The 10145-nt window shown below is 57.1% G+C and carries 7 protein-coding genes; 3 read left to right on the top strand and 4 right to left on the bottom strand.

Going from position 1 to position 10145, the window contains the following annotated elements; genetic code table 11:
- On the bottom strand, positions 1–1230 hold a 1230-nt coding region (locus VFU50_17565), incomplete at its 3' end, for a tetratricopeptide repeat protein (protein HEU5234673.1).
- An 89-nt stretch (positions 1231–1319) separates the two neighbouring features.
- Between VFU50_17565 and VFU50_17560 the strand changes: the two genes are divergently transcribed.
- The gene (locus tag VFU50_17560) at positions 1320–3755 is read left to right on the top strand and encodes a M1 family aminopeptidase (GenBank protein ID HEU5234672.1); all 2436 of its coding nucleotides are present in this window, start codon (positions 1320–1322) and stop codon (positions 3753–3755) included.
- A gap of 124 nt (positions 3756–3879) precedes the next feature.
- On the opposite strand, the gene VFU50_17555 is transcribed toward VFU50_17560, so the two are convergent.
- Positions 3880–5562, bottom strand: a complete 1683-nt coding sequence (locus VFU50_17555) for a hypothetical protein (GenBank protein HEU5234671.1) — start codon at positions 5560–5562, stop codon at positions 3880–3882.
- A 76-nt stretch (positions 5563–5638) separates the two neighbouring features.
- On the opposite strand from VFU50_17555, the gene VFU50_17550 reads away from it, so the two are divergent.
- Together VFU50_17550 and VFU50_17545 are read left to right on the top strand one after the other, a co-directional pair.
- Positions 5639–6397 carry an ATP-binding protein gene (locus tag VFU50_17550; GenBank protein ID HEU5234670.1) on the top strand — a complete coding sequence of 253 codons (759 nt, stop codon included), beginning with the start codon at positions 5639–5641 and terminating at the stop codon, positions 6395–6397.
- Between the two features lie 229 nt (positions 6398–6626).
- Complete coding sequence (locus tag VFU50_17545; GenBank protein HEU5234669.1) at positions 6627–7661, top strand: PRC-barrel domain-containing protein; 1035 nt, start codon at positions 6627–6629, stop codon at positions 7659–7661.
- A gap of 109 nt (positions 7662–7770) precedes the next feature.
- Here VFU50_17545 and VFU50_17540 read toward each other — a convergent pair whose 3' ends face one another.
- Complete coding sequence (locus VFU50_17540) at positions 7771–8700, bottom strand: hypothetical protein (protein HEU5234668.1); 930 nt, start codon at positions 8698–8700, stop codon at positions 7771–7773.
- 186 nt (positions 8701–8886) lie between these two features.
- Positions 8887–10101: a hypothetical protein gene (locus VFU50_17535; protein HEU5234667.1), complete on the bottom strand. Its 1215-nt coding sequence runs from the start codon at positions 10099–10101 to the stop codon at positions 8887–8889.
- Positions 10102–10145 lie beyond the last annotated feature (44 nt).

Below are 10145 nucleotides of genomic sequence, written 5' to 3'. Positions count from 1 at the left end.
CGTGTCGCGGATGTATTCCACGTAGGCGAGTGATTCGACGTAAGCCACGGCGGCGCGATTCGAGTCGTAGCCGATGAAGCTGCCTTCGAGGGCTTGCAAAGGAGCTTGTTTGCCATCATCGAACAACTTTGCGAGCTGCATCCGATAGCGAGCGGCAGATTGCGGTTCCACTAACTGCGCGAAACCTTCGTTCAACCAGACGGGGCAATGGCCGTTCGTCGCCTGACGAATGAATGAGTGCGCCAGTTCGTGCTTGAGCACGCGCGAAAGTTCGGGCGTGACACCGGTGAGCCCTTCGACTGGAATTCGCAGCTTGCCATCATTCAGCGCGGCAGTCCACGCAGGAGCGAGGGTAACGTCGAAATATGTTTGGTTGGTGTATAGAACGACGATGATCGGGTCGCGAGGCAGCAGACCCATGGTCGAAACGAGGTCGCCGAAATGGCGCTCCAGCGTGAGCAGAATCTCCTGGCGCAGCTTGGGCGTTGCCATCTCGCCTTCGTAACGCATGTTGAAGTGCGTGCTGGCCTCGCTGCGGAAATCAGCTTCTGCCTTCGCCTGCCGCGTGATTGTCTTGAGGTAGTTCTCGGCTTCCTTATCGTTGGGATCGAGTTCCTTGGCTTTGGTCAGCTCGTCTACTGATTCGCGAAGGCGATCGAGCTTGTAATAGATCATCCCAAGAATTTTGTGCGCGAAGCCGGAATCCGGATTCTTGCGTACGGCATCTTCGCCATAGCTCTGCGCCTGAGTCGCCTGATCCTGCTTGAGCAGTGCCCACGCATAAATGGCGGATGCCTCGCCGTTTTCTGGCGCCAGGCTGACAGCGCGCTCCAGATGAGCGCGGGCATCATCAAATTTGCTTTGCTGCTGCTCCTGAATTCCTAGTGTGATGAGCGCGGCTATCAACTCTTCTTTGTTGCCGCTCCGCTCGATTTGAGCGAGGCGCTCAGGAGTGATTTGCCCGTCGGTATGCTTCAGGTTCCCCGAAGCAACTCTCGGCGCGGCGATGTTTACGCTCGCGGAGGATGCTCCGGGAACGCCGGCCCCTGCTTCTATGTGATCGACGGTGGAGGAGGGGATAGCGTAAGTGTCGTCGCCGATGTCATACTCCACTCGCTCCCCTTTTTGTCTTGCGGCGTCAGCCAGAATGGTGCGTCCATTCTTCAGATAGATCGTGTCGGCCGTAGCGGCACACGAGAGCGCAAGCAGGATGGCAAACAGGGGACGCACAGCGCAGATTCTAGCAAGCTGAATTCGCGGTTCAGCACAGCGCCACTGCGAAGGAACTGACCTTGGTAACACACCCGAATCCGAAGTTCATGGCCTGCAATCGCGTTGTGTGCGTGCTCGCAACTGCGCTCCTGGCCATCTGCGCAGCAGGAGCGCAGGTACCCGGGGCAAATTCGGCCTCCAATCTATACCGCAATCTGTGGGATTCGGGACTCGACATCGCCAAGGTGTATCACGTGCGCGACGCAACATTTGATCGCGAAGATCTGCACTTCGCGCTGAACGATGGCTGGATCATCGTCGGAGAAGAAGTCGCCGGCCACGTGAATGCTGTCTTCTTCGTGGGCGATGGAGAGGTGCTGGTGATTCCACCGGATCGAAGCGAACGCGCGTCGATTGGACTCTTCCTGAATACTGGCGTTCTCGAAGAAAAATTTACCTCGGCTTACTTTCGCTTCTTTGATGATCGATTTCTTCAAGACCTCGATCCCGCGCTGCGCAAAGAGGACAACCCGGAGATCGTCGATAAAGCCAACGCTGCCGCCAAGGAACTTGCCCGCACCGACGCTCTGCGCCTGCTTCTTGCGTACATGAACACGCCAGTTGGTGGTCACCAGGATAGATTTCTTCACGCGCGGGTAGTTGGCGTGTCGCGCGGCACCTTCGATGTTTTCTATGACGAGGCCGCTCCGGAGCAAATCGCCGTGGGACAGGTGACATACGCTCCCGGCGGAAGGCCTTTTTATAACGTCTGGACATCATTCGTGTCGCGTTCCCATAGGGACGAAGAGCCATCGGCGACCGCAGGGCTGCCGTGGGTACCAAAATCCTTCCACGTAAAAGTGAACGTCCATCCTCCGGAATCACTCGACGGCGATGCCGAAGTCGAGCTGGAGACCTTGCAGCCAAACACGCGCGCTGTGCTCTTCGAACTCTCTCGCGCGCTGAAGGTCTCGTCGGTGACAACTGATGGACATGCGGTTCAATTTCTGCAAAACGAGGCCGTTGAAGGTTCGCACATCTCGCGCGAAGGAAACGATTACGTCGCGGTTGTCCTCCCGGCAGCTCCGCAGAAGGGTCAACGATTCAAGCTGCGCTTCCTCTACTCCGGTTCCGTGCTGGCCGATGCCGGCGGAGGACTCCTCTACGTCGGCTCGCGAGGGAACTGGTTTCCTAATCTGGGACTCAATATGGCGATGTTCGATCTGGAGTTTCGCTATCCGCAGGAGTGGACGCTGGTGGCGACAGGCAAGCGGATCTCGCAGCAAGTCGTTGAAGGAGACAACGTTTCCCAGTGGGTTTCTGAGCACCCCATTCCAGTTGCTGGATTCAATTTGGGACATTACCAGGCATCGGAGGTCATGGCGGGCAACGTTAAAGTGGAGAGCTTCGCTGCACCAGGAGTTGAGAGGAGTTTCCCAACCGCTACACAGACGGTAGTGGAACCCATCATTCCTCCTCGTCGAGGCGATCATCCTCACACCGTGCAGGTCCCGCTTCCCAAACCAAAACCCGCCGGAGAGATCGCCGCGACGGAAGCGGCTGCCGCGATCGACTACTTGAGTCCGCGCATTGGCCCATTTCCCTTCAGCAGTCTTTCTCTTACGCAAATGCCTGGCGATCTCAGCCAGGGCTGGCCAGGGCTCATCTTTCTTTCCAGCTACGTATTTGTGCCGCAGCAGGAGCGTGGAGCGGCGGCCAACTCGGATTTCGATCGCGTGCTCTTCGATCGACTTATGGTGCCGCACGAGACCGCGCATCAGTGGTGGGGCGATTCAGTCTACTGGTCTACGTATCGGGATAAATGGATTTCCGAGGCTCTGTCGAACTACTGTGCGCTCTTGAGTTTTGAGCGAGACTATCCAAAGGACTTCCGCGAGGTGCTGGAATATTACCGTACGCGGCTTAATGACAAAAACCCGGAAGGAAAACCAAATCGGGAGGCCGGGCCGGTGACACTTGGTCATCGCTTGAACTCCTCCGCGTTTCCACAGGGTTGGGACCTGGTTGCTTATGGACGCGGCGCCTGGCTGATCCACATGTTGCGCGAATTCCTGCGCGACGGCACCCGCATCCGCGGCAGCAGCGGATCCGACGATCTCTTCTTCTCCGTTCTCCATGAGCTGCAGCACGATTACGCTGGCTCCCAGATGAGCACGCTCGACATGCAGCGCGCATTCGAGCGCGTGCTGCCGAAATCGCTCTATTACGAAGGCAAACCTAAACTCGACTGGTTCTTCGATGGATGGGTGAACGGCACTGCGATGCCGCATTACCAATTGACAAATGTCCGCTTCAACCGACATGCTGCCGGCGTGCGCGCAACGGGAAACATCCTGCAGAAGGATGCGCCGGAGGAGTTGGTGACCGCAGTGCCTGTCTATGCGGAACTGCAAAAAGGCGATCTGCGATTCGTCTCGCGCGTGTTTGCAGATGGCAGCGAAACGCAATTTTCATTGACCGTGCCTGCAGGAACGAAACGGCTGGTGGTAGATCCTTACGGCACCATCCTGACTTCGCCATAGCTGACGTGGAGCCGGGCGCCCTCGCCCGGGTTTTCGCGGATGCGAACCACTCTGTTTGCTGATTAGAGAACCTTTCATGCCCGGAACACCCGCCCGAGGGCGTCCGGCTCCACGGAATCGCGATCTAAATCGGATCGATCTCGCCGTTCACGATCATCGATTCGGCAATTTTGCGTGCACGGCGGAACGTAGCGGATTGGGGATCACCGGACGGAAGAGCATCGACGAGCTTCGCTAACTCCTCGTCGAAGAGGCGCGTGATCAACTCCGGCGTGTGCTTCACCGACTTTCCGTCATCATCAGCGATCTGCACGCGGTCGCGATGCTGCACGCGTTGCGCGATCATTAGTCGATAGATGCGATCGGTGGCGAGATCCTCCATGTATCCGTCCAGCAGGCTGGCTCCCCTACCGTTGAGAACGCCATTGCGATAGCGAATCACCGTCCGCACAGCAGCACGAGTTCCGGCCAACGTTCGCTTGCCCACATTGGTTGGTTTGGGCCGGAGGTTGGGATAGCGTTCGCCTACAGCTTTGTGTGTCTTGATCTGGTTCGGAAATGGGAATTGTTCGACCGCAATCTGGTTTTGATCAGGATGTCCCGTCCAGGCTCCGTCGAAGCCACGGTCGGCCTCGTTCTTTTTATCTTTTTCCAGAACTGAAAGTGCACGGGCGTTTAATTCAGGGTTGGTGCGATCAGGATACAACGCGGTCATGCCACCGATGGCAAGCGCACCTCGGCCGTGGCAGATCGAAACCAGCAAATCGCGCAGATTCTGGAAGAACGGTACGTCATGTGGAATCGTGTTGCGGTCGGGAAGGATCCACTCCGAATCGCTGAGATTGAAATGGATCAGCGAAGCCATGTAATCCCAGCGCCCAAGATTCAGCCCGAGCATGTGGTCGCGCAGATTGTAAAGAAACTCTTCCATCTGGAAAGCGAGCGGATGTGACTCGACGAGCGCCATGCATTTGATGTAGCCATGCTGCCATCCGCGCCGGCTCTCGATCTCATTGAAGAGCTCGTTCCACCAGAGGGCCTCTTCCGCCGATTCCGATTTGGGAATATAAAAAGAAAGCGGATGCCGGAGCTTGGCTGCGTCGACTTCGAAGGCGATGCGGCAAACATCGTAGAGCGAGGCGGAGGTCAGGTCGTGGCTTTGGTTCTCGGCCGCATCGGGGCCGGAAAACTCGGCTTTTCGGCGCTGGTCCGAATCCTGCTTACCTCCCGACATCAGTCCGGGTAGATGCTGCGAAAGATGAAGCCCGCGCGCGCGTGTGAAGATCACCGTCTTACTCGGGGCAATCGTCACCTCCTTGTTGCGCTTCTTATCGAAGTAACTCAGCTCGCCTCGGAGCGCCGAATGAATGTTCTTGATTCCGAGCTCGAGATGATCCCAGAAGTTCGCCATGGAGTCTTCGAGATCGAGCATCACGCCGGGGGCTCCTGAGTTGAGCATCTTCACCACCAACTCGGCGTCATCCGCAGGGCCGGTCATCTGATTGCGCTGGTCCTGGCACCAATCTGGAACCGTGATACTCCATTTACTGGTTGTCGCTTCCGACTCAGGAAGATGATTCGGCAGCTTGCCCGCGTGCGACTCAGCGAGTACTCGCTTGCGCCTGGCTACGAGCTCCCGTTGCCGCGGAGCAAAGCGCGCATGCAGGGGAAGATAGAAATCGAGAAATCCGGGAGGAAGGTCACGCTTGAGGTCGATGTTTGCGGGCGCGGAGTTGATGGCAAATCCGTGGAGTTGTTCCATGCTGCTTGAAACTGTAGCAGAGCCAACGTGGAGCCGGTTGTTCACTTCGCGGCTCTACCCTATGATGAAGTTCCGGCTGCTCTCCTGAGCGGAGCAGTTAGTTTCTTCAAAACGAGTCCCTGTGTCGGTAGAAACTTGTCCTCAGTGCGGCGGATCTGGGTGGAGGACCATCCCTGCGACTTCCACAAAGCCGCAAAGTGTTACGCGCTGCGAGTGCCGGGTCGGCAACTGGTCAGAGCGGCTGCTGAAAAAGGCGCGCATTCCGGCGCGCTACGAGCATTGCACGCTCTCGAACTTCGACTCGGATTTCCCCGGAGCAGATCGGACTCTCCCGGGCGCCCTGTTCCAGGCGAATCGATTTGTCGAGGAGTATCCGCTGGAGAATACTGGCCTGATGCTGCTGGGGCCAATCGGCGTTGGCAAAACGCATCTTGCTGTTGGCATTCTGCGGGAGTTGGTGGTTCAAAAGAATGCCTCCTGTCTCTTTTACGACTATCGCGAGCTGCTGAAGGAGATACAGAATTCCTATAACGCAAGCGTCCAAACCACGGAGCTGGAAATTCTCAAACCGGTCTTTGAGACCGAGGTGCTCGTTCTCGACGAACTCGGCGCAGTCAAGCCGACAGAGTGGGTGTGGGACACTGTGAGCCACATCCTTAACACCCGCTATAACGATAAGCGAACCACCATAATCACCTCGAACTTTGCTGACCTCCCGCCTGCCGCGACTGAAGCGAGAAGCGCCTTAGGGCGCGTCGCTCGCGACGAAACTCTCGGCGACCGCATTGGCGAACGTATGCGGTCCCGTTTGCACGAGATGTGCCGCAAAGTTGATATGCAAGGCAGCGATTTCCGCCAGAGCATCAGAAGAGCGCACTAGGAATCGGGTGATCGGGCGATCGGGTGAAGTGAAACCACTGTCAGTTAAGAGTTGTGAGCCGCGAACCGTCAGAAAAGCGGGCCGGAAAAGCAATGGTTTTTAGATCACCCGATGACCCGATGGCCCGATCACCCAATGTTCGGCCTCCCCTGCCGACTACGTCGCATCACAACTATTGCCGGAGTTTCTCTTCTGCTACTCCGGTCATCTTCATTTCAGGAGCACTGGCATGTCTCACGTGGGGACTCTGCGCGACTTCCGTTTTGACAATCAGGCCGATGACATTCGCGGCGCCGCTTTGTACGGACGCGACAACGAGAAGCTCGGTAAAATCGACGATGTGATCTTTGATCACTCAACCGGCCAATTGCGATATGTGGTCGTCGACACCGGCGGCTGGCTGACGAGCAAGCACTTTCTCGTTGCGCCTGAACGCATCCGCGCTCGCAGCAACAAGGAAGACGAGTACCTCACGGACCTCTCGAGGAAGCAGATCGAAACTCTGCCTGCATACGACGAGAGCAATCTACGCGATGAAAAGCACTGGGAGGAATACGAGGGCGACTATCGCAAAGCCTCCGGACTTGAGGAGACCGGCGGGGTGATGCATCAGGCTGGAGGCACCAACATCCTCGTTCCCGACACCCTTCCGGCAGAAGGCCCCGCTCCCACGACGCGCACTGGTCAGCCCGTTTCGGGATACAAGAGCCCGATTCATCATCGCCAGAGCGGACTGATGGACACTACTCCGATAGGCGTAGGCCGAAACGCGGACGACGAACGTCTAACCTTCGTTCCCGACGCGATCGATGCGGATCGCGGCGATATTAAAGACATGCCCGCAAAGCCCGAGGCCGCGCAAAACGCAAATCTTTCAGGCAGCTCGTCGGGACTGGCCACCGAGGTGGTTACAAACGCTCGTCCCAGAGATATCGTTCATCGCGGCGATGACCGCATCGATCATCCACGTTCGGAAGTCGTGGAAGAAACCATTGAAGGCGATGCGATCTTTAATGCAGAAGACGTAGAAGGGCGAACACATCATCGGGGGAACGTACATGATGCGGATCTGCCGAGCTATCCAACCGTCGGCGGAGAAGAAACGCAGACTACGCAAGGCCGCCTGCCGAACTATCCGGATGCCAGCCAGGGACAGCGCTGGGCTCGCTTTGAAGAAAATCTGCGCCGCCAGCGGCCGAAGATTGTAGGTCGTTGCAGCGTGTGCGAGGAGTTCCAGAATCGCCGCAAAGAAGACGCCGCGTAAAATCCGGGGTTAACACGAAGGTCACGAAGGTTAAAAAAGGAAAGGTCACGATGTGCAATTATTCGTGACCTTTCTTTTTCGAACTTTGTAACCTTCGTGTTAACCCCTGTCACATGTTTGTGTGCCCGCTGCGCATGGTCTCATTGAACTTCGGCTTCAGCAGGGCAAGGGATGATTCCATCTGCTTCGCAAACACTCCTGACTGGGCCGCTAATTTGTCGGTTGCGGCAGCATATTCGCCGGAGGCATCCAGCGTGAGCCATCCCTGGTTTGCCAGGTCACGCGCGCGAGCACGTAGATCTTCGATCGAGCAGTCAAGGTATTGGGCGTCAAATGGATCGGCTATCCATGCCGGCTGACGCTCACCCAAACGCGCGCTGATCCAATAGACCTTGCAGCAGAGAAATTCGTTGCGCTTGGTTTCGCTAGTCTCGCTGAAGATGAAGCGCTGCTGGCGGAAGCTGTAATAGCGCGTGCTCACCGGCACAGGCTGGCGATTGCCGCTCTTGAGCAGCTCCAGTTGACCGAGATCCAACGTCTTCCGTATGGCATTGAAGGTCACGGCTTCGGCATAGGGTTGTTCCAAAGTGGGAAGGACTTCGGCGAAAGTCACGGTCAGGCTGGCGGCGATCTTCGCGTGAAGAGGACTGCCCGGCTCAGCCAGTTGAACCACTCCGTGGAGGATGAAGGAATCTGCTCCTGAGGTGGAGCGATGGTACGGCCAAGTGAACTGCTGCATCGACAGTGGCAGGCCGTGCAGGGTCAGGAAAACATCAGGACGCGGCGAGGACATGCGCTTCGCCAACGTTTTGAAGTAAGAGGCGAGTTCTTCGCCGAGAGCGGGCTTCTGCTCGATCTCCGCGCCGAGGCGCTCACTGGTTTCGATGGTCTGCGTCACTCCGGTCGCAGACTTCAGCTGCAATTTTGCCGTCGGCGCTCCCGTGAAATCGGTTCCTGATTCAACTGCGGCGATCGAAAGTTTCGCTTTAGTCGTGTATTCCTGAAGTAGTTGTGCGATGGATTCTGATGCGGTGGGCATAACGCGAATTTATTTTACTAAGAAGACGCAAGTTCGGTACCGTTCGCGGTAGGGAATGGGTGTCTCGATCATGACTCGCCTCACTCCGCACAATCGGACCGACCAGGCGTTTAGAAGGGATGAGACTCTCATGAGAGAGCTAAGGACTAAGACTCATGATATTTATGCGGCACCGAACGTCAGCGGCTACTGCAGCATCTGTGGGTTTCGGTTGGCCTGCAGAACCTGCTGCGCTCGAGAAAAGAGTTCGAGCACTTCGAGCGGCTTGGTGACGTGGGGCAACATGGCGGTTTCGAGAATTTCGCGAGTTTCGGCGTTCGGTTTTCGCGATACCGTCAGCAGCATACGATCGGCGAGTTCGGGGCGATGCTCGCGAATCCATGAAACCATGCGCTTGCTGGAGAAATTTTCTTCGAGCTCTTCGTCGAGAATCACAGCGTCCATCTTCTTCGTACGAAGCAAATCAATGGCATCGTTCGCGGTGAGTGCCGGGACGATCTCTGCTCCCAATGCACTCAACACCGAACGTTCAAACTCCAGCACGGCTTCGCTGCGCTGAATCAGCAGAATGCGCGAGCTGCCGGATTCAGACGGGTTCGGCTGCCACACCGGAGCGGCTTCGGCTGTCTCAGGCCGCTTTACGAGCAGAGGCCGTGGACGCGTAAGTTCCGTCTTGGGAGCGGCGATTGGAGCTTCGACACGCGCGAACCTCGGTTGTCCCGATACGGTGGAGAGCGCCGCGATCACGCGCCTGGCTTTTTCAATCTGCTCTTCCATGCGCGCGACCAGATGAGTGGAGCGCCCCTCGATTGTTTCCGCTTTGAGTAACTCGATGTAGCCGAAGATTGCGGCCAACGGGTTGATCAAATCTCGCGCGATGCCGCCAACCAATTTCGAAAACTCGTGATATGCAGCCGCTTCATTGCTGCGCATGGCGTCGCGTCCGACCTGCGATTCGAGCCCGAGCTTGACGACGTTTGCGACCAAGTCGGCAATCTTCTGCTGCGTGCGCTCGAAGCGACGCGAGCAGTGATCGAAAAAAGCAAGGGTGCCGAAGATGCGATCTTCGTTCTCGACGCTTACCCACAGCGACGCCGAACTCGCAAAGTCGAAATTGGGAAGGATGGTGCTGAGCGCGTCCCAATCACGCGAGACGATGATTCGTCCTGATTGGCGCCGCACATGATCGGCGAAGGCGGGCGGCAGAGCATCGGGAATCTGCAGTTCATTCCCGGCGCGCTGATTTACGCGCACAGTGCCAACATGATCGAAAGGCGAGCCCGGAGTGGCATAGAAAGCGCAGCAGCCCACTTCGAGAAGATCTCCAGCGGCCTGCAAAGCGCAAAGAAGAAATTCCTGCTCAGTACGGCAGAACGCGGCCGCCGTGCCGGTGGCAATCATCGCGTCACAAATTTCTTCGATCGAGTACAAAGTTTCCCAGTTAT

Source organism: Terriglobales bacterium (genome assembly GCA_035764005.1).
Lineage (GTDB): Bacteria > Acidobacteriota > Terriglobia > Terriglobales > Acidobacteriaceae > Gp1-AA112.
This window is presented reverse-complemented; position numbering and strand designations above follow the sequence as displayed.

Bases quoted from the DNA above. Each gene is read 5' to 3' on its own strand.
- VFU50_17560 (HEU5234672.1), top strand. From the start codon at position 1,320: ATGGCCTGCAATCGCGTTGTGTGCGTGCTCGCAACTGCGCTCCTGGCC.
- VFU50_17545 (HEU5234669.1), top strand. From the start codon at position 6,627: ATGTCTCACGTGGGGACTCTGCGCGACTTCCGTTTTGACAATCAGGCC.
- VFU50_17540 (HEU5234668.1), bottom strand. From the start codon at position 8,700: ATGCCCACCGCATCAGAATCCATCGCACAACTACTTCAGGAATACACG.
- VFU50_17535 (HEU5234667.1), bottom strand. From the start codon at position 10,101: ATGATTGCCACCGGCACGGCGGCCGCGTTCTGCCGTACTGAGCAGGAA.